General features: G+C 71.9%; 22 protein-coding genes, 1 pseudogene and 1 riboswitch. Of the genes and pseudogenes, 12 read left to right on the top strand and 11 right to left on the bottom strand.

The annotated features are described in order from the left end of the window. Positions 1–3: 3 nt before the first annotated feature. A complete protein-coding gene (locus OHU35_RS25530) occupies positions 4–384 on the bottom strand; it encodes a helix-turn-helix domain-containing protein (RefSeq protein ID WP_189728644.1) in 381 nt (126 codons plus the stop codon). A gap of 91 nt (positions 385–475) precedes the next feature. On the opposite strand from OHU35_RS25530, the gene OHU35_RS25525 reads away from it, so the two are divergent. After that, positions 476–1,330 carry an SDR family oxidoreductase gene (locus OHU35_RS25525; RefSeq protein WP_189728642.1) on the top strand — a complete coding sequence of 285 codons (855 nt, stop codon included), beginning with the start codon at positions 476–478 and terminating at the stop codon, positions 1,328–1,330. 197 nt (positions 1,331–1,527) lie between these two features. Next, on the top strand, positions 1,528–2,478 hold the full coding sequence (gene rarD / locus OHU35_RS25520) for an EamA family transporter RarD (protein ID WP_405509324.1): 951 nt from the start codon (positions 1,528–1,530) through the stop codon (positions 2,476–2,478). Positions 2,479–2,558: 80 nt separating this feature from the next. Here the strand turns inward: rarD and OHU35_RS25515 are convergent. Then, positions 2,559–3,638 (bottom strand): annotated as a pseudogene (locus OHU35_RS25515) (MFS transporter); the annotation flags it as partial. Positions 3,639–3,804: 166 nt separating this feature from the next. Here OHU35_RS25515 and OHU35_RS25510 point away from each other — a divergent pair. The 3 genes from OHU35_RS25510 to OHU35_RS25500 all read left to right on the top strand — a co-directional run bounded on the left by OHU35_RS25510 (position 3,805) and on the right by OHU35_RS25500 (position 5,810). Beyond that, entirely contained in the window at positions 3,805–4,230 is a 426-nt protein-coding gene (locus OHU35_RS25510; RefSeq protein ID WP_189728638.1) for a helix-turn-helix domain-containing protein, read from the top strand. Between the two features lie 7 nt (positions 4,231–4,237). Further along, positions 4,238–4,711: a VOC family protein gene (locus OHU35_RS25505; protein WP_189728636.1), complete on the top strand. Its 474-nt coding sequence runs from the start codon at positions 4,238–4,240 to the stop codon at positions 4,709–4,711. Positions 4,712–4,862: 151 nt separating this feature from the next. Beyond that, positions 4,863–5,810: a M28 family metallopeptidase gene (locus OHU35_RS25500; protein ID WP_189728634.1), complete on the top strand. Its 948-nt coding sequence runs from the start codon at positions 4,863–4,865 to the stop codon at positions 5,808–5,810. Between the two features lie 6 nt (positions 5,811–5,816). Here the strand turns inward: OHU35_RS25500 and OHU35_RS25495 are convergent, their stop codons facing one another. After that, positions 5,817–7,355, bottom strand: a complete 1,539-nt coding sequence (locus tag OHU35_RS25495; protein WP_405507017.1) for a tetratricopeptide repeat protein — start codon at positions 7,353–7,355, stop codon at positions 5,817–5,819. 160 nt (positions 7,356–7,515) lie between these two features. On the opposite strand from OHU35_RS25495, the gene OHU35_RS25490 reads away from it, so the two are divergent. From OHU35_RS25490 to OHU35_RS25480, 3 genes are all read left to right on the top strand, one after another. Beyond that, positions 7,516–8,019 (top strand): DUF6668 family protein, encoded by a 504-nt coding sequence (locus OHU35_RS25490; protein WP_189728630.1) that lies wholly within the window; start codon positions 7,516–7,518, stop codon positions 8,017–8,019. A 5-nt stretch (positions 8,020–8,024) separates the two neighbouring features. After that, a complete protein-coding gene (locus tag OHU35_RS25485) occupies positions 8,025–9,371 on the top strand; it encodes an amidase (protein WP_405507015.1) in 1,347 nt (448 codons plus the stop codon). 95 nt (positions 9,372–9,466) lie between these two features. Continuing rightward, on the top strand, positions 9,467–10,048 hold the full coding sequence (locus tag OHU35_RS25480) for a flavodoxin family protein (protein ID WP_189728628.1): 582 nt from the start codon (positions 9,467–9,469) through the stop codon (positions 10,046–10,048). Between the two features lie 27 nt (positions 10,049–10,075). On the opposite strand, the gene OHU35_RS25475 is transcribed toward OHU35_RS25480, so the two are convergent. The 4 genes from OHU35_RS25475 to OHU35_RS25460 form a co-directional block, all read right to left on the bottom strand. Next, entirely contained in the window at positions 10,076–10,954 is an 879-nt protein-coding gene (locus OHU35_RS25475) for an ABC transporter permease (RefSeq protein WP_405507013.1), read from the bottom strand. Continuing rightward, positions 10,941–11,939 carry an ABC transporter ATP-binding protein gene (locus OHU35_RS25470; protein WP_189728624.1) on the bottom strand — a complete coding sequence of 333 codons (999 nt, stop codon included), beginning with the start codon at positions 11,937–11,939 and terminating at the stop codon, positions 10,941–10,943. Before OHU35_RS25470 ends, OHU35_RS25475 begins: the two co-directional genes overlap by 14 nt. A gap of 79 nt (positions 11,940–12,018) precedes the next feature. Next, positions 12,019–13,242, bottom strand: coding sequence for a LolA family protein (locus OHU35_RS25465; protein WP_405507012.1), 1,224 nt, complete (start codon positions 13,240–13,242; stop codon positions 12,019–12,021). Between the two features lie 242 nt (positions 13,243–13,484). After that, positions 13,485–14,495, bottom strand: coding sequence for a polyprenyl synthetase family protein (locus tag OHU35_RS25460; protein ID WP_189728620.1), 1,011 nt, complete (start codon positions 14,493–14,495; stop codon positions 13,485–13,487). A 501-nt stretch (positions 14,496–14,996) separates the two neighbouring features. Further along, positions 14,997–15,173, top strand: a riboswitch (cyclic di-AMP (ydaO/yuaA leader). Between the two features lie 5 nt (positions 15,174–15,178). Here OHU35_RS25460 and OHU35_RS25455 point away from each other — a divergent pair. Beyond that, entirely contained in the window at positions 15,179–15,952 is a 774-nt protein-coding gene (locus OHU35_RS25455) for a LysM peptidoglycan-binding domain-containing protein (protein WP_189728618.1), read from the top strand. On the opposite strand, the gene OHU35_RS25450 is transcribed toward OHU35_RS25455, so the two are convergent. Then, on the bottom strand, positions 15,916–16,764 hold the full coding sequence (locus OHU35_RS25450) for an HAD family hydrolase (protein ID WP_189728616.1): 849 nt from the start codon (positions 16,762–16,764) through the stop codon (positions 15,916–15,918). The genes OHU35_RS25455 and OHU35_RS25450 overlap by 37 nt on opposite strands. A gap of 186 nt (positions 16,765–16,950) precedes the next feature. Between OHU35_RS25450 and OHU35_RS25445 the strand changes: the two genes are divergently transcribed. The 3 genes from OHU35_RS25445 (at position 16,951) to OHU35_RS25435 (ending at position 20,215) form a co-directional block, all read left to right on the top strand. Then, a complete protein-coding gene (locus OHU35_RS25445; protein WP_372498822.1) occupies positions 16,951–18,021 on the top strand; it encodes a GNAT family N-acetyltransferase in 1,071 nt (356 codons plus the stop codon). Positions 18,022–18,062: 41 nt separating this feature from the next. Next, entirely contained in the window at positions 18,063–19,376 is a 1,314-nt protein-coding gene (locus OHU35_RS25440; protein ID WP_189728613.1) for a glycosyltransferase family 2 protein, read from the top strand. Between the two features lie 83 nt (positions 19,377–19,459). Further along, positions 19,460–20,215 (top strand): polysaccharide deacetylase family protein, encoded by a 756-nt coding sequence (locus tag OHU35_RS25435; protein WP_189728611.1) that lies wholly within the window; start codon positions 19,460–19,462, stop codon positions 20,213–20,215. Between the two features lie 17 nt (positions 20,216–20,232). Here OHU35_RS25435 and OHU35_RS25430 read toward each other — a convergent pair whose 3' ends face one another. From OHU35_RS25430 to OHU35_RS25420, 3 genes are read right to left on the bottom strand one after another with little or no spacing between them, the layout of a single operon-like run. Next, positions 20,233–21,381 (bottom strand): glycoside hydrolase family 26 protein, encoded by a 1,149-nt coding sequence (locus tag OHU35_RS25430; protein WP_229873318.1) that lies wholly within the window; start codon positions 21,379–21,381, stop codon positions 20,233–20,235. Then, on the bottom strand, positions 21,378–21,818 hold the full coding sequence (locus OHU35_RS25425; protein ID WP_189728609.1) for a hypothetical protein: 441 nt from the start codon (positions 21,816–21,818) through the stop codon (positions 21,378–21,380). Before OHU35_RS25425 ends, OHU35_RS25430 begins: the two co-directional genes overlap by 4 nt. Beyond that, positions 21,815–23,629, bottom strand: a complete 1,815-nt coding sequence (locus OHU35_RS25420) for a glycosyltransferase (protein ID WP_189728607.1) — start codon at positions 23,627–23,629, stop codon at positions 21,815–21,817. The genes OHU35_RS25425 and OHU35_RS25420 overlap by 4 nt, the downstream gene beginning before the upstream one ends. Positions 23,630–23,692 lie beyond the last annotated feature (63 nt).

The following is a 23,692-nucleotide window of genomic DNA, read 5'->3' as shown; positions in this document are numbered from 1 at the left end:
GCGCTAGGAAGCGGCCCGGGTCTCGTCGTATGTCAGGCGGGCCTTCTCCACGTCGTCCATGCGCTGCTGGGTCCACTGTGCGAGGGCTTTGACCTGCTCGGCGGCCTCGCGGCCCAGGTCGGTGAGGGAGTAGTCGACGCGGGGCGGGATCACCGGCTTGGCGTCGCGGTCGACGAGGCCGTCGCGTTCCAGGGTCTGGAGCGTCTGCGTGAGCATCTTCTCGCTGACGCCCCGGCCGCTGTACCGGCTGATCGCCCGGCGCAGCTCGCTGAACCGGTACGGACGGTCCAGCAGCTCGATCAGGACGAGCACGCCCCAGCGGCTGGTGACGTGTTCCAGGACGAGCCGGTACGGGCACAGGGCCTCGCCATCACTTACTGCCATGCCAGTACCTTACTTCAAAGTGGGTACTTTCGAAGAGTTAGCGCTTCTCCTATGGTTAGTGCCATCGCACCCCACAAGGAGAGTCATCACCATGAGCATCGTCGTCACCGGAGCCACCGGACAGCTCGGCCGTCACGTCGTGGAGCAGCTGCTGGAGAAGGTCCCCGCCGAGCAGATCACCGCGGTCGTCCGCAACGCCGAGAAGGCGGCCGGCTTCGCGGACCGCGGGGTGAGGATCGCGCTGGCCGACTACAACACCCCCGCGTCCTTCGACGGCCTCTTCTCCGCCGGTGACAAGGTCCTGCTGATCTCGGGCAACGAGTTCGACAAGGGCCGTGTGCAGCAGCACAAGGTCGTCATCGACGCCGCCAAGGCGGCCGGGGTCGCCCTGCTCGCCTACACCAGCGCCCCGGGGAGCCTGACCGCCGCGCTCGCCGACGACCACCGCGGCACCGAGGACGCCCTGCTGAACTCGGGCGTGCCCTACGCGCTGCTGCGCAACGGCTGGTACCACGAGAACTACACCGAGAACCTCGCCCCGGTGCTGGAGCACAACGCGGTCGTCGCCGCCGCCGGCGAGGGCAAGGTCTCCTCCGCCTCCCGCGCCGACTACGCCGCTGCCGCCGTCGCCGTACTGACCGGCGAGGGGCACGAGAACAAGACGTACGAGCTGGGCGGCGACACCCCGTGGAGCTTCGCCGAGTACGCGGCCGAGCTCAGCCGGCAGACCGGCAAGGAGATCACCTACAACGCGGTCACGCCCGAGGCACTCACCGGCATCCTGGCCGGCGCCGGCCTGCCCGAGCCGTTCGCCCAGATCCTGGCCGGGGTCGACGCCTCCATCGAGAAGGGTGAGCTGGTCGTCTCGACCGGCGACCTGTCGCGCCTGGCCGGCCGTCCGACCACCCCGTTCTCCGAGGCCATCGCCGCCGCGCTCAAGGGCTGAAGTTCCACCCGGCGGGCCCTTGAGCCGCCCCACCCCCGGACTGTCATGACCGTATGCCGATACGGGCATGACAGCCGGGGGCGCTCGGCGTTACCTTCGTGGTCGCGTAACACCACGTGCGAAGGAGGGGGCCCGTGACCGGCAAGCCGAGGGGCGAGGGACGCATAGGACTGCTGAACGGGTTCGCGGCTTACGGGATGTGGGGGCTCGTCCCCCTGTTCTGGCCCCTGCTGAAGCCGGCGGGGGCGGTGGAGATCCTGGCCCACCGGATGGTGTGGTCGCTGGTCTTCGTGGGCGCCGCCCTGCTCGTGCTGCGCCGCTGGGCCTGGGCCGGAGAGCTGCTGCGCCAGCCGCGCAAGCTGGCGCTGATCACGGTCGCCGCGGCGGTCATCACCGTCAACTGGGGCCTGTACATCTGGTCCGTGAACTCCGGGCACGTCGTCGAGGCCTCGCTCGGGTACTTCATCAACCCGCTGGTCACCATCGCGATCGGGGTGCTGCTGCTGAAGGAGCGGCTGCGGCCGGTGCAGTGGGCGGCCGTCGGGACCGGCTGCGTGGCGGTCGTCGTCCTGACCATCGGCTACGGCCGGCCCCCGTGGATCTCCCTCTGCCTCGCCTTCTCCTTCGCCACGTACGGGCTGGTGAAGAAGAAGGTGGGCCTCGGCGGCATCGAGTCCCTGGCCGCCGAGACCGCGATCCAGTTCCTGCCCGCGCTCGGCTTCCTGGTGTGGCTGACCGCGCAGGGCGATTCCACCTTCACCACCGAGGGCGCGGGACACGCGGCACTGCTCGCCTCGGCCGGCATCGTCACCGCGCTGCCCCTGGTCTGCTTCGGCGCGGCCGCCATCCGCGTCCCCCTGTCCACCATCGGCCTGCTGCAGTACTCGACGCCGGTCATCCAGTTCCTGCTCGGCATCCTCTACTTCCACGAGGAGATGCCGCCGGAGCGCTGGGCCGGGTTCGCGCTGGTGTGGCTGGCGTTGACGCTGCTCACCTGGGACGCGCTGCGCACCGCCCGCCGCGCCGCCCGCGCGCTCACCGACGAGATCAGCGTGCCCAGCACCACCAGGACGACCGGCACGACCAGCGCCGCCCGGAACGCCGAGAGCGTGGCCTCGGGGCCGGACCCGGTGGACGCCAAGCCGTAGACCGCCGTCACCGCCGAGATGCCGATCGCGGAGCCGAACTGCGTGGCGGTGGTCAGCAGCCCGCCCGCCAGCCCCTGCTCCGACTCGGCGACCCCGTCCGTGGCCGCGATCGTCAGCGGCCCGTAGGCCAGGGCGAAGGCGAGGCCCGCGAGGAACAGCGTCGGGAACATCGCGGCGTAGGACCAGTCCATGCCGACCGGCAGGAACAGCGCGTACGCGGCCACGGCCAGGACGAAACCGCCGACGATCACGCGGGCGTTGCCCCAGCGGGCGACCAGCCGCGGTGTGAGCGTCGGGGCGAGGACGGCGTCGATGCCCATGACGATCAGGGCCAGCGCCGTCTGGAGGGACGACCAGCCGCGCAGTTCCTGCAGGTAGAGCGTGACGATGAACTGGAAGCCGAAGAAGGCGCCGAGGAAGAGCAGCGCCCCCAGGTCGGCGCGCACGACCGGGCCCTGACGCAGGATGCCGAGGCGGACGAGCGGGTCCGGGCAGCGGCGTTCGGCCGCGACGAAGGCACCGGCCAGGAGCAGCGCCGCGAGCCCCGAGGCCGCGGTGAGCGGCCAGTCGCGCAGGCCGTGTTCCAGGCGTACGACGGTGTAGGCGGCCAGCAGCATCGCGCCGGCGGCGGTGATCGCGCCGGGCAGGTCGAAGGTGCCCCGGCGGGCCGGCGGGACATCGCTCCGGGGAATCAGCCGTACGGCGGCGACGAGCAGGGCCGCGGCCAGCAGCACGGGCGCGAAGAACACCCAGCGCCAGCCGAACTCGGTGAGCAGACCCCCGATCACCAGGCCGAGGGAGAAGCCGGCCGCACCCGTCCCCGCGAAGATCAGCAGGGCCTTGTTGCGCTCCGGGCCTTGCTCGTACGACGTGGTGATCAGGGACAGCGCGGCGGGGGTCATGAAGGCGGCGGCGACGCCGGTGACGAACCGGGCGACGACCAGCATCCAGCCGTCGGTCGCGAAGCCGCCGAGCCCCGAGAAGGCGAGGAAGACGGCCAGCCAGAGCAGGAACATCCGGCGCCTGCCGAGCAGGTCGGCGGCCCGGCCGCCCAGGAGGGTGAAGCCGGCGTATCCGAGCACGTAGGCGCTCATCACCCACGCCGCGGTGTCGGTGCCCAGCCCCAGGTCGGAGCGGATGGCCGGGATCGCCACCGCCATCATCGCGACGTCGATGCCTTCGAGGAAGATCGTTCCGCACAGAACGAGCAGCAGCGCCCAGGCACGGGTGCCCATCAGTCCACACTCCTCCGCCAGTAGTCGGTTACGCAACTGAGGGTCAGTTCCCTCTTGTAACCATGACCACCCTGCGGCAGCATCGACAGACATGGAAGAAGGCACTTCGAAGTCACCGAGTAACTGCGAGAGCACCGTGGACTACGGCGACGCCGATCCCTTCCAGTGGGACACCCGGGAGGACTGCCAGGTCCGGCAGATCCTCGACCGGATCGCCGACAAGTGGTCGCTGCTGGTCATCGCGCTGCTGGAGAACCGGCGGCTGCGCTTCACGGAGCTGCGCCGGGAGATCGACGGGGTCAGCCAGCGGATGCTGACGGTGACCCTGCGGTCGCTGGAGCGGGACGGCCTGGTGAAGCGGACCGTGCACCCGGTGGTGCCGCCGCGGGTCGAGTACGAACTGACCTCCCTCGGCAGGACGCTGCACACCACGATCCAGTCCCTGGTGACCTGGACGGAGGAACACCAGGACGAGATCGCCGCGGCCCGGACCGCGTACGACACCCGCGCCGTATAACTGGTACATGACACAGACACCGGCACGTCCCGCCCCCGTGCACTGGAAGGTCGTCATCGACGCGAACGACCCGCACGCGCAGGCCGACTTCTGGGCCGCCGCGCTCCACTACGAGGTCGAGGACAACAGCGTCCTCATCGGGAAGCTGCTCGGCGCCGGCGTCGTGCCGGAGGAACTCGTCGTCGAGTCGCACGGCCGTCACGCCTTCCGGGACCTGATCGCCGTACGGCACCCCGAGGACCCGTTCGAGGAGGAGAGCGGGACCGGGCTGGGGCGGCGGCTGCTGTTCCAGCGGGTGCCGGAGACCAAGACGGTCAAGAACCGGCTCCATCTCGATCTGCACCCGGGCGAGGGGCGGCGCGAGGAAGAGGTCGCGCGGCTGGAAGGCCTCGGGGCGAGGGTGCTGCGGCGCGTGGCGGAACAGGGCGGCGAGTGGGCCCTGATGGCGGACCCGGAGGGGAACGAGTTCTGCGTGCAGTGACACCGGCGAACACCGGCCGTCCTCACAACGCCCTGGCCTGTTCGGGGTCTTGACGGAGAGTCAGTATCAGCTTCACCATCCAGGCACCCCATTCACCGTGGGCGGCCTGCGGACACCCCACGGGCTGCCCGAAGGAACTCGGAGTCCCCACATGAAGCTCTCCGTTTCCGCGCGTGCCGTGGCAGCAGGCGGCATAGCGGCTGTCATGCTCCTGACTGGTGGCGCCGTGGCCGATGCCGCGTCCGCTCCCCCGAGACCGGCCGCGGCGCCCGACCTGCCCCTGGCGGGCGTCAAGGCCCATCTGACCCAGCTGCAGTCCATAGCCACCGCCAACGGCGGCAACCGCGCGCACGGCCGGACCGGCTACAAGGCCTCGATCGACTACGTGAAGGCCAAGCTGGACGCCGCCGGATTCACCACCACGCTCCAGCAGTTCACCGCCTCTGGCCGCACCGGCTACAACCTGATCGCCGACTGGCCCGGCGGTGACACGAGCCAGGTCGTGATGGCCGGCTCGCACCTCGACAGCGTCTCCTCCGGGCCCGGCATCAACGACAACGGGTCCGGCTCGGCCGCCGTCCTGGAGACCGCCCTCGCCGTGTCCCGGGCGCAGTACAAGCCCACCAAGCATCTGCGGTTCGCCTGGTGGGGCGCGGAGGAACTCGGTCTGGTCGGCTCCCGCTACTACGTCAACCGGCTGGCCACCGGAGACCGTTCGAGGATCAGCGCCTACCTCAACTTCGACATGATCGGCTCCCCGAACCCCGGCTACTTCGTCTACGACGACGACCCGGCGATCGAGAAGACCTTCAAGGAGTACTTCACCGGCCTCGGCGTCCCGACCGAGATCGAGACCGAGGGCGACGGCCGCTCCGACCACGCGCCCTTCAAGAGCGCCGGCGTGCCGGTGGGCGGCCTGTTCACCGGGGCCAGCCGCGCGAAGACGGCGGCGCAGGTGGCCAAGTGGGGCGGTACGGCCGGGCAGGCCTTCGACCGCTGCTACCACTCCTCCTGCGACACCACCGCCAACATCAACGACACGGCCCTCGACCGCAACAGCGACGCGGTCGCGTACGCGGTGTGGGAGCTGTCGGAGTAGTCCGGGTCACCCCTCCTGGTCGCGGGCGCGTTCCGTGAGGCGGCCCATGCGGGCCCGGGCCGACTCCAGTTGCTCGATCTCCTCGGCGGCCGGGCCGTCCACGGCGGCGAGCTCGGTCCACAGGCCGATCAGGTCGCGCCCCAGCTCCAGCCCCAGCGCCGGGTCGCGCACCGCCCGCCAGGCGGTGGCCGCGCTCTGCACGTTGCCGTAGGCGGCCTCCGCGTCCCCCGTACGGCGGCGGGCACCGGCCAGATCGAGCGACAGCCGGAAGGCGCGGAGCGGGTCGCCCGCCAAGTAGGCAATGTACGCGCTGAGTTCACCCAGCCGGAGCACCTCGGAGTGCTCCGGCCCCAGCGTCGCCGACGCCTGCGCGACGGTCTGCTCCGCCAGCCCGGCCGCCGCGTCGATCCTGCCCTCCTTCACGGCCTCGTTGATCCGCGTGATCGGCTCCGCGACGAGGGCAGGGGCACCGGAGTCCCCCGGGGTGCCGGGAGTCTCGTCCCCGAACATGGCCTCCGCGACGGCGTCGAAGCCGCGTGCGGGGGTGGGCTTGGCGTCGAGGTCGGCGAGCAGCTCCGCTTCGAGCACCGGGTCGGGCTTCCTGCGCCGGGGCTCGGCGGCGGGACCGGCTTCGGGGACGGGGAGCGGCCTCACATCCATGGGCGGAGGCGGCCCGAACTCACCGGTCGGGGGCGCGACGGTGCCGGGCGGTGCGGCCGGGCCCGGAGGCGCGCCTTCCGGTGTGGCGGGCCGCGGCGGCTCCTGTACGGCGCGCAGCGGGAAGGTCGGGGCCGCGCCGAGATCGCCGGACCCCGGTACAGGGCGCAGGACGTGTGTGGCGCTGTCGCTGCGCGGGGACTCCTGCTCCGCCGCGGGTGGCATCGGTCCGGGCTCCGGAAGGGGCGGCTCGGCAGCCGCGCCCGCCTCGGGCCACTCCGTAGCCGGGCCCGCCTGGGGCCATTCCGTCGCCGGGCCCCGCGTGGGGAGCTCCGTCGCCGGGCCGGCCTCGGGCGGCTCGGCAGCGGCGCCGGCGGCGGGCCACACCGTCGCCGCGCCGGTCATCGGCGGTTCCGTGGCCGCGCCGGCCATGGGCGGTTCCGTGGCCGCGCCGGCCATGGGCGGTTCCGTGGCCGCGCCGGCCGTCGGCGGTTCCGGCGGGCGTCCGGCGACGGCGCCCTCCGGCGGTGTCGTACGGACCGGCTCGGCCGTGAAGTGGCTGGAGCCGTCCGGGTCGACCTGGAGGGGGACGACGTAGCCGATGCGCTCGTCGTGGATCGTGGCGAGAACGGCATGGCCGGTGGCGAGGGCGATGTGGTGGAGGCGGTTCAGGACGGCCTTGTGGATCTCCTCACCGGGGGCCGCGTAGACCGGGACGCCGCCGACGGACGCACCGTCGGACACGCCCGCCACACCGGCACCCGCCACGGCACCCGGCCCGGCGCCGTGTCCTGCCCTTGGGACATGGACGTCGATCGGCGCCGCCGGGGTCGCCGCGTGTGCGGCCTGCTTCTGTTCCCGCTTCTTCTCGCGGCTGAGTCGCGACATCGTCCCCTCACTCGGCGTCGAACACCTACTGTCGAGTGTGTCCGCTCGCTCCCGTTTCTCACGTCACCGCGGTGTCACAGGCTCGTCCCAAGGACTGTATGCCCCGGCGCGCGTTGTTCCGGTTGGCATGAAGATCGGGAGTACGAGGGAGGAGAGGTGCATGCAGACAGGCATGCGACAGGGCCCGGAGATCTGGCTCCGCGGCCCGGTGACCACCCCGGAGCCGGGACCGCCGGAGCCGGCCCACGCCCATGCCGCGGCCCGGCGCTTCTCCTGGGTCGGCACGCACGGCGGCGCGGGCGTCTCCACGCTCGCCGCGGTCTACGGCGGTCATGACAGCGGCCGCGCCTGGCCCGGGCCGGGCGATCCGCCGTCGGTGCTGCTGGTCGCCCGGACGCACGCGGCCGGGCTGGACACGGTCGCCGGTGCGGTGGAGATCTTCCGGCGCGGTCAGGCTCCGCCGGGGCTCGACCTCGACGGCGTCGTCCTCGTGGCGGACGCCCCGGGCCGGCTGCCGCGCCCGCTCGCCCAGCGGGTCAAGTCCCTGGAGGCGGTCATCGACGTGTACCGCGTGCCGTGGGTGCCGTCCTGGCGGCTCGGCGAACTGGGCCACCCGCCGCGCGAGACGGCACCCCTGGCCAGGCTGACGGGAGCGGCACGCTGACGGCCGTGCCCCTGTCGGCCGGGGAGATCGCGGCGGGCGTACGGGCCCGGGAGCTGCGCGCGGTGGACGTGGTCGCGGCGGCGCTGGAGCGGATCGATCGGGCCGATCCGGAGCTGTGCGCCTTCGTCGAGGTGTGGCACGAGGAGGCGCTGCGACGGGCGGGCGAGGTGGACGCGCTGCTCGACGGGCGTTCCGGAAATGTCCCCCGTACGAGTGGAGCTGACGACTCCGGGCACCTCCGGCGCGCGGGCGAAGCCCCCGACGGGCCGGGGGACGTCCCCCGCGGGAGCGCGACCGCCAGGCTCGGGGGCGTCCCTCGCACGAGTGATGCCGAGACATCCGGGGATGCCCCTCGCACGAGTGGTGCCCAAGGGTCAGGGGGTGTCGCCGACAGGCTCATGGAGGGCGGGTCGTTGCCGCTCGCCGGTGTGCCGGTCGCGGTGAAGGGGCGGCACGGGATGCGGGCGGCGGGGCCGCTGCTCGCGGCCGGAGGGGTCGTCGTGGGTGCGACCTCCGTGCCCGGGCCGGGGACGCCCTGGCAGACCTGGGGGCTCGGTGCGCGCGGCCGGACCGTCAATCCGTGGCGGGCCGACCGTACGCCGGGCGGTTCCTCGGCCGGGTCGGCGGTGGCGGTGGCGGCCGGGCTGGTGCCCCTGGCGACGGGCAGCGACGGGGCCGGGTCGGTGCGGATCCCGGCGGCGTGGTGCGGGGTCGTCGGCCTGAAGACCACGGCCGGGCGGCTGCCCTCCGCCGACCGTACGGGGCTTGCCGTCCCCGGCGTGCTCGCCCGCTCGGCGTCGGACGCGGCGGGCTGGTGGCAGGTGGTGACGGGCGAGCCGGAGCCCGTCCTGCCGCCCCTGCCCGTCACCGCCGTCTGGTCCCCCGACCTCGGTTTCGCCGGGCCCGATCCGGAGCCCGTCGCCCTCGCCAGGGCCACGGTGGAACGACTCGTGGCGGCGGGCGTCGTACGGCTCGTACGACCTCGGGTGCCGCTGCGGCTCATGGACCCCGGGCCCGCGTGGCTCGCCCTGCGCACGCCCGGTGCCGACCTGGCCGAGGCCCACCGTGTCCGGGCGGAGAACGACCGGCGGCTGGCCGGGCTGTTCGACGACGCGGAGCTGCTGCTGACGCCCACGGCACCCACCGCGCCGCACGGCCACGAAGGGCCGGGGGATCGCTACTCCACCTCGCTCACCTGGGCGTTCAACCTCAGCGGGCATCCGGCGCTGAGCCTCCCGGCGGGCTTCGGTGAGGACGGCTGCCCGGCCGGGCTGCACCTCGTGGCGCCGCACGGGCGGGAGGCGCTGCTGCTGGCCGTGGCGCGGGAGGCGGAGGCGCGTATCGGGAGCTGACGGCACTCCGGTCGGCCACCCCTGGCGGATTTGAATGCGCACGCATATGATGCAAGCGCGCGTAATCGCCGTACGCCTTTCTTCTGGGGGACACCATGACCCGCCGCTTCCTTTTCGTCCTGGGCAGCGCCCGCGCCGAGGGCAACTCCGAGCTGCTGGCCCGCCGGGCCGCCGAGCAACTGCCCCCGGACGCCGAACAGCAGTGGCTCGACCTCAGCGAGCACCCGGTACCCGACTTCGAGGACCTGCGCCACGACAGCGACCATGTCCGCCCGACCGAGGGCAACCTCGCCCTGCTGCTCGACGCCACGCTCGCGGCGACGGACATCGTGATCGTCACGCCCCTGTACTGGTACTCGGTCTCCGCACAGACCAAGCGCTACCTGGACTACTGGTCGGGCTGGCTGCGCACGCCCGGCCTCGACTTCAAGGCGACCCTGGCCGGACGCACCCTGTGGGGCGTCACCGCCCTCGCGCACCGGGAAGAGGTGGTCGCCGACCCGCTGATCGGGACGCTCCACAACTCGGCCGCGTACATGGGGATGCGCTTCGGCGGGGTGCTGCTCGGCAACGGCAGCAAGCCCGGTGACGTGCTGAACGACACCGAGGCGCTGACCCGGGCGAAGACGTTCTTCACCCAGGAGGCACCGCCCGCCCGGTTCCTCTACGAGAAGTGAGCCCCGGCCCCTCACGGCGAGGGACCTCTAGGCCGTGATGTCCTTCGTCGTGAACCGGGCCCAGGCCGCAGAGCCGAACACCGCCGCGTACAGGGCCTGGAGGCCGAGGTTCTTCGTCAGGTCGTCCCAGTAGACCGGCTCGCGCATGAGGTCGGCGAAGGACAGCCAGTAGTGCGAGAAGAAGTACGGCTGGAGGGCGTGCAGTTGCGGGATCTGGTCGAGGATCTGGACCGTGATCAGCAGACCGACGGTGGTCGCCATCGCCGCGATGCCGCTGCCCGTCAGGGTCGACACGAACAGGCCGAGCGCCGCGACGCCGATCAGTGACGCGGCGACGGCCAGGGCGATCAGCAGGGCTCTGCCCAGGCCCTCGGCGAAGCTGATCCGCGTACCGGAGATGGTCGTCAGGTCGCCCAGCGGGAACAGCAGCGCGCCGACCGTCAGCGCCGAGACGGCGACCACCAGGGTGGCCACCAGGCAGAAGATGACGACGGTCGCGTACTTGGTGAGCAGCAGACGGCTGCGGCCGGCCGGTGCGACGAGCAGGTAGCGGAGCGTGCCTGCGTTCGACTCGCCGGCGATCGCGTCGCCCGCGATCACCCCGATCGCCATCGGCAGGAAGAACGGGAGGGTGGCGGCCAGCGCGGTGAAGACCAGGAACAGGCCGTTGTTGGTGATCTGCGAGATGAAGGCCGGGCCTCCGCCGCCGCCACCGCCGGGCGACGAACCGTCACTGGTCTCCACCTTGACGGCGATGCCGACCAGGACGGGCACGCCCGCCAGCACGGCCAGCAGCGCGAGGGTGCGCCAGCGCCGGAAGGTCGTGGTGAGCTCGCTGCGCAGCAGCCCGAAGGTCCACAGCGGGCTCACCGGGCGTACGGCCCCCGCGGTCTCAGCCTGCGACATCGAACCCCTCCCCCGTCAGCGCCACGAACGCGTCCTCCAGCGAGGCCCGTTCGACCGTGAAGCCCCGCACCCGCACCCCGGCCGTCACCAGCGCGGCGTTCACCTCGGCGAGGTCGCGGTCCGGGGGTTCGCCGGTCACCCGGTCGTCGGTGACGACGACATCGCCGACGCCCTGCTCCTTCAGCACCCGGGCCGCCTCCGCCGGGTCCGGCGTGGTCACCACCAGCCGGCCGCGCGCCCCTGCGGACAGCTCCGCCACCGGTCCCTGCGTGATCAGACGGCCCCGGGCCATCACGGCCGCGTGGGTGCAGACCTGCTCGATCTCGTCGAGCAGATGGGAGGAGAGGAAGACGGTCGTGCCGTCCGAGGCCAGCTCCCGTATCAGGGTGCGGATTTCGCGCATGCCCTGCGGGTCGAGGCCGTTGGTCGGCTCGTCGAGCACCAGCAGCCGGCGGGGCTGGAGCAGCGCGGCCGCGAGGCCCAGGCGCTGTTTCATGCCCAGGGAATACGCCTTGGCCTTCTTTCCCCCGGCGGCCGTCAGGCCCACCCGGTCCAGGGCGGCGGCGACCCGGGCCCGCCGGGTGCGCGGATCGGCGGCCGGGTCGGCCGAGTCGTACCGGATGAGATTGTCGCGGCCGGAGAGGAAGCCGTAGAGGGCCGGGCCCTCGATGAGGGCGCCGACGTGCGGCAGCACGGCGCGGGTGGCCCGGGGCATGGGCTGCCCGAGGACCCGCGCCGTGCCGGAGGTGGCCTCGATGAGGCCCATCAGCATGCGGATGGTGGTGGTCTTGCCGGAGCCGTTGGGCCCGAGGAAGCCGAAGACGCTGCCCGCCGGGACGGTCAGGTCGAGACCGTCGACGGCGAGCTGTCCGCCGCGGTAGCGCTTGGTGAGCGCGCGGGTGGCGATGACCGGTTCCCCGGCCGCGGCATCCGCGCCGCTCGGCTCCGGCACACGCTCGGGCTCCGTGGCGGACGGTTCGCCCATCGGCTTCCTCGTTCTCTCGACGTCCCGTGGTTCTCTCGACGCCCTGTGGTTCTCGCGACGTCCTGTAGCCGTTCGGGACTTAGTTGCCGGCGTCGGCCGCCTTCACGAGCGCGTCCTTGGTGACCAGGCCGACATAGACCTTGCCGTCGTCCGTGATCAGGGCGTTGACCAGGCGGGTCGAGAAGACCGTGCCCGAGCCGAACTTGCCGGTGACCTTGTCGCCGAGCGAGTTCACGAAGCCGCCGAGGTCACCGCCGGCCTCGCCGGAGGGCACGCCCTCGCCGCCGGTGTCGAAGGTGGCTATGGAGTTCCAGCCCTCGCCGATGGTCTTCATGCCGTCGAGGCCCTTGCCGAGGTCCTCCTCGGACTTCGGGAGGGACTTCGGGGCGTGCTCGCGCGCTTCGGCCTTGCCGGGCGCCTTCGGCTCCGAGGCCTTCTCCTCGGTGACCTTCGCACCCTTCGGCGGGGTGAAGTCGAAGGTCGACGCGGCCGGCTTGGCGAAGTCGACCTGGGTGAAGCCCGCGTCGACCACGGCGGAGCCACCGCTCGCCGGGGTCAGCGTGAACTTCAGCGGCGTGCCCGTCTTCGCGTCCACGGCGACGGTGATCGCACCGACCGTCGAGCCGGACTGCTTCGGCTTGATGAGCAGCTTGTAGGCGTCCCGGCCGGCGACCTGGGCGGTGCCGTCCACGGTCACGGAGGTCGTGTCGTCGGCGGCCTTGAGGGCCTCCTCGGCGAAGTCCTTCGGCGTGGCCGGCGGCCGCTGGTCCTTGCCGCTCTCGGAGGCCGTGCCGTGGTGGACCTCGTTCGACTTGCTGTCGTAGGCCCAGACGTCCTTGCCGTTGTGGACGATGCTGTACTCGGCGGCGTTCTCCAGCAGCGACAGCTTCTGCTTGTCCGGGCCGTCGGCCGCGACGCGCAGGGTGTGCGTGCCGGAGGCCAGTTCGGTGAGCTTGGCCGTCGGGTCGGCGGAGGAGCCGCCCCCGTCCGGGCTCGCGGCACCGGACATCAGGCTGCTCTCCAGCCCGCCGAGGTCCGGCAGCCCGAGGTCCGTGCTGATCTTCACGGTGCCGGACAGCTGCTGGACGTCCGACTTCGCGATCTTCTCGATGAGCTGCTGTGCGGTGATCTTCGGAAGGTCGGGGTCACCGGAGTCGGCGAGCGCGGGGACCAGCCCGATCGTCGCGGCCGCCACCCCCATCACCGTGACCGGTACGACGTACCGTGCGGCCTTGCGCCGTCCGGAACGTGGCTCGTCGACCTCCCCGGCGGTCGTGCTGTCGTCGGATGCGTACGGTGCCATGTGTGCCCTACCTCCGTGGTCGGCGGCGGCTGTCCGTGTCGTCCACGCACTCGTCCCTGAGCCGCCATTCTCACCCGAACAGGTGAGGAGTGGTGTTTTCCGTGGTGTCCATCTGACCAAATCGGCCAGGGAAATACGTCAGACCCCGGACTCAACTCCACGTACTGCTGGGGTATGACACGGAGGCGCGGCTCCTCCCCCGACCCGTAGGGGACGGGGGGCCGCTTCGGGCCGCTTCGGGGCTAGCCGGCCCGGTGCACCACCGCGTCGCACAGCTCCACGAGTGCCGTCTTCGCGGCGCACTCGGGCAGGGGGGCCAGCGCCGAGCGGGCGTCCTGGGCGTAGCGGACGGTGTCCTTCCGGGCCTGTTCCAGCGCCGGGTGGACCCGCAGCAGGCGCAGGGCCTCGGCGTGCCGTTCGTCGTCGGTGAGGTCGGAGTCCAGCAGCTCGCACAGGGCGATGTCGTCCGCGAGCCCGAGCCGGGCCGCCCGCTCGCGCAGCCGCAGCACCGGCATCGTGGGGATGCCCTCGCGCAGATCGGTGCCCGGCGTCTTGCCGGACTCGTGCGAGTCGGAGGCGATGTCCAGGACGTCGTCGGCGAGCTGGAAGGCGACGCCGAGCCGCTCGCCGTACTGGGTCAGCACGTCCACGGTCGTCTCGTCGGCACCGGACATCATCGCGCCGAACCGGCACGACACGGCCACCAGCGAACCGGTCTTGCCGCCCAGCACGTCCAGGTAGTGCTCGACGGGGTCGCGGCCGTCCTGCGGTCCGGCCGTCTCCAGGATCTGTCCGGTCACCAGCCGTTCGAACGCCTCGGCCTGCACCCGCACCGCCTCCGGACCGAGGTCGGCCAGGGTGTGCGAGGCACGGGCGAAGAGGAAGTCGCCGGTGAGGACCGCGACGGAGTTGCCCCAGCGGGTGTTCGCGCTCGCCACCCCGCGGCGCACCGTCGCCTCGTCCATCACGTCGTCGTGGTACAGCGTGGCCAGGTGGGTCAGCTCCACGACGACGGCCGACGGCACGATCCCGGGCGCGTACGGGTCACCGAACTGGGCGGAGAGCATCACGAGCAGCGGACGGAACCGCTTGCCGCCGGCCCGCACCAGGTGCTGGGCGGCCTCCGTGATGAAGGGCACCTCGCTCTTGGTGGCCTCGAACAAGCCTTCCTCGACAGCCGCCAACCCGGCCTGGACATCGGCTTCCAGAGCCTGGTCCCGCACGCTCAGCCCGAACGGCCCGACGTCGGTCACGAGGGGTCTCCTGTCTGCTGTGTCTGCCGGTGATTACGCGGATTGTCGATAGGTCGCTGCCATCACTCGAGTCAGCGTATCCGGTCACGTTTCGATCACCGCCAGCGCCCATGGTTACAGGCCGGGTGGTATCTGATCACGACCGTTATGTTTTCGATCAACTCATAAGAACAGACATTTATCGACTTACCAGGAGGTAGTGAGATATACACGATTTGCCATGATGATTGAGCAAATTCCCATTGGCGGGAATTGCCCCACAGGCTTGTGATCAGTGAGTTGAATCACGTTAACCCCTTTGCCGCCCCACCCCGGCATCGACCCGTACCCCCTTCAGCCGAACGCCAGTTGAGCCTTGGCTCTCGCAAAGGATCAAGCGGACCAAACACCCCCGACCAAGGTCAACCACGCGATATGTGACTCCGGTGCTTGTTCCCGACATGTGCTCTCGCATACGTTCCCGGCCTGTCCGGCGGACGCCGAATCCTGCCACCGCCCGGACCCCCACACGAACCGACTCACTCACGCAGGGCAGGAGCGGGGGACCCAGGTAAGTCGCCGGTCCGCACAGCGGCACGGCTCGGGGTGAAGCCGCGCACGGCAGTACACCGCCGTACGCGGCCGGGCACCTCCCGGCCCGAACCCGACAGCTCACCTCGCAGGCGCCGGAGAGGAATTTCGCCATGGCCGGACGAGGCAAGCACCGTCGCCCCAGAACCAACCCGCTCACCCGAGGTGTCGCCATCGCCGGCACCGGCGGAGCGGCACTCACCCTCCCGCTCCTCGGAGCCACCTACGCGAGCGCCGCCGAGGCGCCGCAGAGCGCACCCGTCGTCGCACAGTCCGTGCACCGGGCGGCCCAGCCCAAGTCGCTCACGTACACCGTGACCAAGGGCGACACCCTCTACCGCATCGCGGACAAGTACGACGTCTCGGGCGGCTGGAAGAAGCTGTACAAGGACAACCGCTCCGCCATCGGCGACGACCCGAAGCTGATCCACCCGGGCCTGAAGCTGAAGGTGTCGACGACCAAGGCGGCCGCCGCGAAGAAGGCGACCACGTCGTCCGCCCCCGCCAAGCCGGCCGCGAAGCCCGGTGGCGTCGCCAAGGCCACCCAGGCCTCCGCGAAGACCTACGCCAACAACCTCGACGGGTGGATCCGCGAGGCGCTGGACATCATGGCGCAGAAGGGCATTCCGGGGTCGTACGACGGCATCTACCGCAACGTCATGCGCGAGTCGTCCGGCAACCCCCAGGCGATCAACAACTGGGACTCGAACGCCGTCGCGGGCACCCCGTCCAAGGGCCTGCTCCAGACCATCGACCCGACCTTCCAGGCCTACCACGTGGACGGCACGTCGTGGGACCCGTACGACCCGGTCGCCAACATCACGGCGGCCTGCAACTACGCGGCCGACCGCTACGGCTCGATCGACAACGTCAACGGCCCGTACTGAGCCGTCCCGCCCAGCAGTCGCTCGAGGACGACGGCGATGCCGTCGTCCTCGTTCGACAGGGTGATCTCGTCGGCCACGGCCTTGAGTTCGGGATGGGCGTTCGCCATCGCGACGCCGTGGGCGGCCCAGTCGAACATCGGGATGTCGTTGGGCATGTCACCGAAGGCGATGGTGTCCGCCGGCCGCAGCCCCAGATGCTCGGCGGCCAGCGCCAGGCCCGTCGCCTTGGTGACACCGCACGGCTGGAGCTCGACCGTGCCGGGCCCCGACATCGTCACCGTCGCCAGTGAGCCGACCACCGAACGGGCCGTCGCCGCCAACTCGTCGTCCGTCAGGTAGGGGTGGCGCAGCAGCACCTTGCTGATCGGCTCGCCCCACAGATCGTCGCGCCGGTCGACCCGTACGGCCGGCAGGGTCGGGTGCGGCATCAGGTAGCCCGGCTCGATGAGCGTGAGGCCGTCGACTCCGTCCTGGTCGACCGCGGCGTACACCTGCCCCACCTCGGCCTCGATCTTGCCGAGCGCGGTCTCCGCCAGTTCCCGGTCCAGGGTGATGGACCACAGCAGCCGGTCCGCGCCCGCGTCGTACACCTGCGCGCCCTGCCCGCACACCGCGAGCCCCGTGCAGCGGAGGTCGTCGAGGAGCGGTCGCACACGCGGCGCCGGCCGGCCCGTCACCACGAGGTGCTGGGCACCGGTGTCCGCCACCCGCGCGAGCGCGGCGAGCGACCGGTCGGAGAGGGTGTCGTCGCCGCGCAGCAGCGTTCCGTCCAGGTCGGTGGCGATGAGTGAATATGCGATGGGTGCGGCCATGATCAGAGAATACGGACAGCGCGCCCCTTCGTTTCATCCCCCGGCGCACGCCGATTGCCCGGTTGAAGGCCTCTGTACCAGTTGGCAACAACATGGTCCGCTACCTACCGTCGGGGCCGTCTCGAGCGGTACCTTCCATGTGTCCAGGGGGGACTTGATCGGGGGGTCGGGTTGAGCAGTGGGCGCATTCGCGTGGCTGGGCCCGGGGAGCTCGGCGAAGGGGAAAAGGAGCGCTGGCGCGCACTGCGCGCTGCCTCCGAGGCACCGCGCAACCCTTTCATGGAGCCGGAGTTCACCGAAGCCGTCGGCCTGGTGAGGCCGCGGGCACGGGTCGCGGTGGTGTACGAGGGGCTGGAGCCGGTCGGCTTCCTGCCCTATGAACGGGGCCCGTTGGGGCAGGGCCGGGCGATCGGGCTCGGCGTCTCGGACGCGCAGGGGGCGATCCTGCGGCCGGGCCTGGACCTGGACACGGGCCGGCTCCTCAAGGCCTGCTCGGTGTCGAGCTTCGCCTTCGACAACCTGGAGGCCGAGCAGCGGCTGTTCGTCCGGTACGCGGCCGAGGAGCACGCCACCTACGTCGTCGACGTGGAGAAGGGCTACGAGACGTACGAGTCGGTGCTGCGCGCCCAGTCGCCGAAGTTCCTGAAGACCACCCTGGCCAAGGAGCGCAAGCTGGGCCGGCAGGTCGGCGAGCCGCGGTTCGTGTTCGACGAACGCGACCCGGCCGCGCTGCGCACCCTCATGGAGTGGAAGTCGGCGCAGTACCGCAGGACGGGCCGGCAGGACCGCTTCGCACGGGAGTGGATCACCCGGCTCGTGGGACGGCTGGCCCGGACCCGGGCACCGGAGTGCGCCGGCACGCTGTCCGTGCTGTACGCCGGGGAGCGGCCCGTCGCCGCGCACTTCGGACTGCGCTCGGCATCCGTCCTGGCCTGCTGGTTCCCGGCCTACGACCCGGAGTTCGCGAAGTACTCGCCGGGGCTGGTGCTGCACCTGCGCATGGCCGAGGCGGCGGCCGCCGAGGGCATCGGCATGCTCGACCTGGGGCGCGGCGCGGCGGAGTACAAGGACGCGCTGAGGACGGGTGAACTGCCCGTGTACGAGGGTGCGGTGACGCGGCCGGGGGCGGGCGCGGCGCTGCACTGGCTGAGCCGCGAGCCGGCGCGCCGCGCGCACAGTTTCGTCCGCGGCAGGCCGCGGCTCGCGGCGCTGGCCGCGCGGACCCTGAAGGGCGCGGCTCGGCTGCGCCGTACCTGAGCGCGAGTTCGTACCTGACACGAGTGGGGGGTGAGGGGCGCATGGCTCGTTCGTCGCGTGCGCGGGAGGAGATACGGCGGTTCCTGGACATCGGGGCGGTGCAGATCGCCGAGTTGGACCTCGACGGCGACGAGGCGGTGCTCAGCCCCGGTCCGGGAAGCCCGCCGGTGACGCACGGCGAGGTGTTCGTGCTGGTCCGCCGGGGTGGGCGGCCCGTGGGCACGCTGCTCGGGCGGGTACCGGAGGGGGCGGACGCGCAGGTGGTGCTGGCGGAGCGGGCGCGGGCGGAGTGCGCGCCCCTTCTTTCCGCGTGCGCGGAAGCCGGTGAGCCCAGTGAGCTTGGTGAGCCTCCGTACACCAGTGTCGTCGTCGCGACCCGGGAGCGGGCCGGGCAACTGACCCGTGCGCTGGACTCGCTGCTGGCGCAGGACCATCCGCGGTTCGAGATCGTCGTCGTCGACAACGCGCCCGTGACGGACGAGACGCGGGAACTGGTCGAGCGGAAGTACGCCGAGCGCGTGCGGTACGTGTGCGAGCGGGTGCCCGGCCTCGCGGTCGCGCACAACACGGGTCTCGCGGCCGTCCGGGGCGAGGTGGTCGCCTTCACCGACGACGACGTGGTCGCCGACCCGCGCTGGCTGACCGAGCTGACCGCGCCCTTCGCCGCCGACGCCGGACTCGGCTGCGCCACCGGGCTGATCCTGCCCGCGCGGCTGACGACCCCGGCCCAGGTGCTGCTGGAGAGCCACGGCGGCTTCGCGAAAGGCTTCACTCCAAGGACGTACGACCCGGCGCGTCCGCCGGGCGACGAACCACTGTTCCCGTTCACGGCGGGACGGTTCGGCTCCGGCGCCAACATGGCGTTCCGTACGGCGGTGCTGCGCTCCGTCGGCGGTTTCGACCCGGCCACCGGTGCCGGTACGGCCGCCCGGGGCGGCGACGACCTCTACGGCTTCGTCCGTGTCCTGGCCCAGGGCCACCGGCTGCGCTACACGCCGTCCGCACTGGTGTGGCACCACCACCGGGAGACCTGGCGGGACCTGGAGACCCAGGCGTACGGCTACGGCGCCGGGCTCACCGCCTATCTGACCGCGGTGCTGGTGAACCGGCCCGCGCTGCTGCCGGCGTTCCTCGCGCGGCTGCCCCGCGGCCTCGCCCACGCCCGGACGCTGACGGCCGTGCGCGAGACGGAGGGGGGCGGGGCGCCGGGTGACCACGACGTGCGGACGCATCCCTGGCCACGACGGCTGTCGCGGTTGCAGCGCAGGGGGATGCTGTACGGCCCTGTCGGCTATGTGCGGGCGCGGCGGGCGCTGCGCGCGACGGCGGGCGCGACTGTCCGGGGGGCGAGATGAGGACGTCGGCGCGTACGCGTGGTGAGGGGCCGATATCGCCCTCGGGGACCCCGGCCATCCCCGTCTTCCTGTACCACGCCGTGATGGACGACCCGCCCGAGTGGATCGCCGAGTTCACGGTCACGCCGAAGCAGTTCGCGGCCCACCTCGACGCCATCGCCGACAGCGGCCGGACGCCCGTCACGATCAGCGCGATCGCCGGTCATCTGGCCGGGCGGGCGCCCCTGCCGCCCCGGCCCGTGCTGCTCACCTTCGACGACGGCTTCGCCGATCTGCCCGGCCCGACCGCCGAGACGCTGGCCGGCCGCGGGCTGCCCGCCACCGCCTATCTCACCACCGGCGCCATCGCCCCGGGCGGCCGCAGTCTGCTGCCGCCCGCCCCGATGATGACCCTGGACCGGGCGGCGGAGCTGGAACGTTCCGGCATGGAGATCGGCAGCCACACCGTCACCCACGCACAGCTCGACACCCTGTCCGGCAAGGACCTGGCGTACGAACTGCGCACGTCGAAGGCCGTGCTGGAGGACGCCCTAGGGCACGAGGTCCGCCACCTCGCCTATCCGCACGGCTACAACAGCCCGCGGGTGCGGGCCATGTCGGCACGGGCCGGCTACGAGACGGCGACCGCCGTACGGCACGCGCTCAGCTCCGACCACGACGAGCGGTACCGCATCGCCCGGCTCATCGTCCGGCGTACCCACACCGTCGCCGACGTCGAGGGCTGGCTGGCGGGAGCGGGCGCGCGGGTCGCGCCGTACCGCGACGGGCCGAAGACGATCGCCTGGCGGTGGTACCGGCGGGCCCGTGCGGTGGTGCACGGGCCCGAGTTCGCGGGCTGACCCGGCCGACCGGTGGGCTACTTGAGCGGCTGGTTCAGGTACGGGTCGGCGGCCGCCTCGCGCAGGCTGTCCCAGGCCGCGTCGTTCGCCAGCGCCAGGTTGCAGTGCGGTCCGGGGTCGCGGTAGTTCCACTGGAGGGCGGCCTTGACGCCCTCCAGGCCCTTCAGCACCCCGGGCACCTGGGCGTACCACTCGGCCTGCCGCTGCGGGCGGGCCGAGTCCTCGGCGGTGCCGAACTCGGAGAGCATCAGCGGCTTGTCGTCGGATAGGTTCTCGCGGATCCAGTCGTGCGCGGCGTTCTGGGTCTGCGCGAAGGTCATCCAGCCCGTGTTGTGGCAGCGGTAGTAGTTGTACTGGTTGTAGCCGATCCAGTCGACGTACTCGTCGCCGGGATACATCCGCTTCATCTCGTCGGCGTGGTCGAGATAGCCGGTGGTGATCCACGTCCAGACCACGTTGTCGACGCCCAGCTCGCGGAACCGGTCGTGGATGTGCCGGTACGCCTTCACGTACTCGGCGGGGGTGCCGTTGTCCGGGGTGCGGGTGTCCATCTCCAGGTCGAAGGAGAGGAAGACCTTCTTGCCGTAGTCCTTGATGCGCCGGGCCTGGACGTCGATGACCTCGTCGTCCAGCTCACCGGACGCGATCTGCTTCCAGGTCGGCTGCTGCTTCTTCGTGCCGCCCCACCACTTGCTCTCCCAGGACAGCAGCAGCAGGTGGTCCTCGCCGACGCGCCGTTCCTCCGGGGTGAGCAGCTGGCCCTCGCGGCGGGTGCCCTGCGGCAGCGACATGTCGTGGTACGTGTACACGATGTCCAGCTCGCGGCCCACGCGTTTCTCGTAGGCGCGCACCTTCTCCGGCAGGTCGCCGCGCTCGTGCGGCACGAACGCGCCGAACCAGGCGCCGCAGGGCGGTTCCAGGAGTGCCGTGGGACGGCAGTCCGCCCTGGACCCGGCGCCTTGGGGGTCCGGTCCGGAGGCGTTCCGGAGGGCGAGTGCGCCGACCAGGACCGCGCTGACGACCGTGGCGGACGTGATCAGCAGACGGCGCCGGCTCGATGCGAACGGGCCGGCGGCCGGCTGCTTCTCGGTCGTGTTCGGGTCGCGGAGAAAGGGACGGTGGGATCGGTGGGGCCGGTCGGATCGGTGGGGACGGTTGAACCTCACTGAGCGGAACCCTTCGGTGTACTCGGCGTCGTCCTCGGCTGCGGGGAGGCGCGCAGCGGCGGACAGAACGCGGCGAGCGTGGTCAGCAGAGTCAGCGTCAGCAGCACCCGCTGCGCGCTGAAGGTGTGCGTGGCGATCAGGACGGTCGCGACGAGCATCACGGCACCGATGCTCATGAACAGCACCAGCATCAGCCGCTCCAGCAGGTCGGAGTGGCGTGCGAAGTCGGGGTCCCGGCGCTCGACGGGCCCTTCGGCGGGCCGCGCCCCCAGTGCGGGGGCGCAGACTCTGACCATCGCCGCGCCGGGGCCCGCGGCCAGGAAGAGGACGACCGCGGCGCCCCGCAGCGGCGATCCGCCGGGCAGGGCGAGCGCGGCGAGCGCGAGCCAGCCGCCGAACGGCGGCAGCATCCGGACCACGAGTTCCTGCGGTGTCATCGCTCCGCTCCCCCAGCCTGCTTCAGTACGTAGAGCCATCCGGCGCTGTTCTGCGCCACGAGCCGGAACCGCGGTGAGGCGGCGACGGACTTCCGGACGCGGTCCAGCTGCGCCTCGGTGAGCTGGCCGTTCATCTCGGAGTTGGCCAACTGCCCCTGCGTGAGCAGGAAGTAGGCCCGGGCCGGCCGCTCCACCCCGGCCATGTCACTGGCGAGGGTGGCGGCCGGCTTCTGGACGATCCGGTCGACGTGACTGCGGGCGTCGTCGAGGAACCAGTAGTGGTCGACGCTCCAGTAGGAGGCGTACGCGAGCGGGTAGTTGCGGTTGGCGGCCACGACGAGCGAGCCGTCGGGCGCCTGGTCGAACAGCTGCCGTACGAGGGCCACTTCCTGCGGCGGGAAGTAGTTGATCCGGTCCTTGCCGGAGTAAGCGGGGACGAACGCCAGGGTTCCGCCGAGCAGTGCGGCCAGCGGCACCCAGACGCCGAGCCACCGGCGCCCGACCTTGGCGGGGGCGGCCTGCCGGCTGCCGGCTTCCCGCGCGGCGGCGTCGGCGGCCAGCGTGCGGACCTTGGGCAGCAGCGCCGCGGCGGCGAAGAACGCGGCGCCGGGCAGCATGAAGAGCAGCACCCGGAAGATCATCTCGCTGCCGTAGCTGCTGGCCGCGAACATCGGCAGCGGGGCCGCCGCGATCAGCAGCAGCGGCCGGGCGCGGTGCCGCAGCACCCGCTGGCGCAGCACGCCGACGGCCGCGAACAGCAGGACGGAGCCGGACAGCAGCCGGGCCGCCCAGGAGGTCGCGATCGCTCCGGTGCCGGTCGGGGTGGCGCCGTACCCCGTCTCGACGTTGGCGCCGACGTCGCCGACCGAGCGGATCATGTCCGGCATGGCGGCGGACAGGAAGGGCAGCGCCGCCGTGAGACACCAGGCCAGGAAGATCACGACGGTCGTGACCACCGGGACCCAGTCGCGGTAACGGCGGCTGAGGCACAGGGCGAGCAGGCAGACGACCAGCATGCCCGGGGTGAGCTGGTGGGAGATGACGATCGCCACGAGCATGACGGTGATCACCACCGTCCACACGGCCTGCCGGGGCTGCCCGCGCCGCACGGCGGACCGGCCGAAGCGGCGCAGGACGACGGCCAGGACGCCGACATGCAGCGCGTAGGCCACGGACTGGGGCGAGAAGTAGTCCTGCCCGACCCAGTTGGCGACGTAGAAGAGCCAGACCGCCGTCCAGATCAGCCGCCGGTCCTCGGTGAAGGTGCGGTAGATCAGCAGCAGCGGGAGCAGCAGCATCAGGCTGGAGGCCAGGGGCCACCAGGCCATGAACATCGCGGCCGAGTCCACGCCGAGCAGCCGCACCAGGGCGGCCTGGGCGGCGAAGAAGCCGGGCCACTGGTCGTACACCGCCATGTCGCCGACCTGGTCGGCCGTTTGCAGACCGCCGGCCGTCAGCAGATGGTCGATGACCGCCTCGTGCTTCCACGCCCAGGCGTACAGCGGGGTCGGGTAGACCACGGCCTGGGTGGCCCGCTCCATCACCAGCAGCCCGAGGACGTACGCCGCCGCCCAGCCGCCCCGCCTGCGCGGATCGCGGACGGTGAACCAGAAGCCGGTGGTGAGCACCGCGAGGCCGGCCCAGAAGGTGGGGTGCAGCGCGGTGACCAGGCCGTAGTCGTCGAGCCGCGAGACGTCGGTGTGCCGCACGGCGTACACCCAGAGGGCGAGCGCGGCGAACAGCGGAACGCCGGGCCAGGCGAGGGCGCGGCGCCCGGGCCAGACGGGAGGCAGATCGGACAGGTCCGTCACGGGCTCATGGGCGGGGCTCGACGACTCCGAGGAAGAGGGGCTGGAGGACTGGCTGGAGGTCTC

It is taken from the genome of Streptomyces purpurascens (assembly GCF_045040895.1).
Classification (GTDB): domain Bacteria; phylum Actinomycetota; class Actinomycetes; order Streptomycetales; family Streptomycetaceae; genus Streptomyces; species Streptomyces purpurascens.
Note: the sequence above shows the minus strand (reverse complement) of the source record. Positions and strands in the feature narration are given on the sequence as shown.

Excerpts from the sequence above, each read along its gene's own strand:
- OHU35_RS25530 (WP_189728644.1), bottom strand. The coding sequence starts at position 384 with ATGGCAGTAAGTGATGGCGAGGCCCTGTGCCCGTACCGGCTCGTCCTG.
- OHU35_RS25525 (WP_189728642.1), top strand. The coding sequence starts at position 476 with ATGAGCATCGTCGTCACCGGAGCCACCGGACAGCTCGGCCGTCACGTC.
- rarD (WP_405509324.1), top strand. The coding sequence starts at position 1,528 with ATGTGGGGGCTCGTCCCCCTGTTCTGGCCCCTGCTGAAGCCGGCGGGG.
- OHU35_RS25510 (WP_189728638.1), top strand. The coding sequence starts at position 3,805 with ATGGAAGAAGGCACTTCGAAGTCACCGAGTAACTGCGAGAGCACCGTG.
- OHU35_RS25505 (WP_189728636.1), top strand. The coding sequence starts at position 4,238 with ATGACACAGACACCGGCACGTCCCGCCCCCGTGCACTGGAAGGTCGTC.
- OHU35_RS25500 (WP_189728634.1), top strand. The coding sequence starts at position 4,863 with ATGAAGCTCTCCGTTTCCGCGCGTGCCGTGGCAGCAGGCGGCATAGCG.
- OHU35_RS25495 (WP_405507017.1), bottom strand. The coding sequence starts at position 7,355 with ATGTCGCGACTCAGCCGCGAGAAGAAGCGGGAACAGAAGCAGGCCGCA.
- OHU35_RS25490 (WP_189728630.1), top strand. The coding sequence starts at position 7,516 with ATGCAGACAGGCATGCGACAGGGCCCGGAGATCTGGCTCCGCGGCCCG.
- OHU35_RS25480 (WP_189728628.1), top strand. The coding sequence starts at position 9,467 with ATGACCCGCCGCTTCCTTTTCGTCCTGGGCAGCGCCCGCGCCGAGGGC.
- OHU35_RS25475 (WP_405507013.1), bottom strand. The coding sequence starts at position 10,954 with ATGTCGCAGGCTGAGACCGCGGGGGCCGTACGCCCGGTGAGCCCGCTG.
- OHU35_RS25470 (WP_189728624.1), bottom strand. The coding sequence starts at position 11,939 with ATGGGCGAACCGTCCGCCACGGAGCCCGAGCGTGTGCCGGAGCCGAGC.
- OHU35_RS25465 (WP_405507012.1), bottom strand. The coding sequence starts at position 13,242 with ATGGCACCGTACGCATCCGACGACAGCACGACCGCCGGGGAGGTCGAC.
- OHU35_RS25455 (WP_189728618.1), top strand. The coding sequence starts at position 15,179 with ATGGCCGGACGAGGCAAGCACCGTCGCCCCAGAACCAACCCGCTCACC.
- OHU35_RS25450 (WP_189728616.1), bottom strand. The coding sequence starts at position 16,764 with ATGGCCGCACCCATCGCATATTCACTCATCGCCACCGACCTGGACGGA.
- OHU35_RS25440 (WP_189728613.1), top strand. The coding sequence starts at position 18,063 with ATGGCTCGTTCGTCGCGTGCGCGGGAGGAGATACGGCGGTTCCTGGAC.
- OHU35_RS25435 (WP_189728611.1), top strand. The coding sequence starts at position 19,460 with ATGGACGACCCGCCCGAGTGGATCGCCGAGTTCACGGTCACGCCGAAG.
- OHU35_RS25425 (WP_189728609.1), bottom strand. The coding sequence starts at position 21,818 with ATGACACCGCAGGAACTCGTGGTCCGGATGCTGCCGCCGTTCGGCGGC.